Consider the following 1,132-nt stretch of genomic DNA (forward strand, 5'->3'; position numbering starts at 1 on the left):
ATATATCGCAAGTTCAATATTATTTTTTAGTTCTTGTTTGGTAAAAGGTTTATTTAAATAAACATAAGCTTCAAAATCTTTTATTTTATCGTTTTTTGCTGTAAGAAATATCAAAGGAATATCAGTTTCTGAACCAATACATTTTGCTGCTTGATAACCATCCATCTTCCCTGCCAATACAATATCAATAATTATTAAATTAGGAGTGTTATTTTCTTTTAAAATATAATCTACTGCTTTTTCTCCATAGGCAAAAATATCAGCGACCTTATAACCTAGATCTAAAACCGCATCTTTTATTTTTTGCTGATGTAACTTTGTGTCTTCAATTATTATTATCTCTTTCATTGCTTTCACCTCTATTCAATTAAATTTTATTAAGCACTCATCATTTTAATAAATTTCTCTGCTAATTCAGGATCAAATTGACTGCCTGCACACTTTTCTATTTCTGCTAAAGCCTCTTCTTTAGAAATAGCATTTTTATAAGGCCTATCATGAGTCATTACATCATATGCATCTATAATAGAAATTATCCTGGCAAGATAAGGTATGTTTTCTCCCTTTAACTTCCCTGGGTAGCCACTGCCGTCCCAGCGTTCATGATGGGCATATATATCATCAGCTACTACTGCAAATTCCTGAGATGAAGAAGCAATTTTATAGCCCCTTTCAGGATGATCTTTTATAATTTCCCATTCTTTATCTGTCAATTTACCTGGCTTTTTTAAAATTTCTTCTGGAATTGTTGTTTTTCCTATATCATGCAGTGTTGCCAGTAAAGATAATCGATGCTGCTGTGAATTGCTGAGCCCTAATTTTTCCCCGAAATCAAAAGCAAGCTTTGTCATTCTCACTGCATGTTCTTTCGTTTCATTGCTTTTGGCAGTCAGGGTATTAAGTAAGCTCTGAACAATTTTACTCTTTGTACTTCTGCTTTCTGATAATTTATTTTGATACATCTCATTATCCGCTTCTTTTAAAACTTGATCAATACTTTGTTCAGGTTCAGTTTTAGTAGCTACTCCGATTCCAATTGAAACGGCAACTTCCTCACTTTCAGTTTCTCTGCATTTTCGTTTAATTCTTAACACTATTTTTTGAGCTTCTCTATTACTTGTTTTAGGCAGTA

General features: G+C 32.3%; 2 protein-coding genes. Both read right to left on the bottom strand.

Going from position 1 to position 1,132, the window contains the following annotated elements:
- The coding region (locus CI949_RS20740; RefSeq protein ID WP_290769939.1) for a response regulator at window positions 1–348 on the bottom strand (348 nt) is incomplete at its 3' end.
- Between the two features lie 29 nt (window positions 349–377).
- The coding region (locus CI949_RS20745) for an HD domain-containing phosphohydrolase (RefSeq protein WP_290769941.1) at window positions 378–1,132 on the bottom strand (755 nt) is incomplete at its 5' end.

Source organism: Halanaerobium sp., from assembly GCF_003070835.1.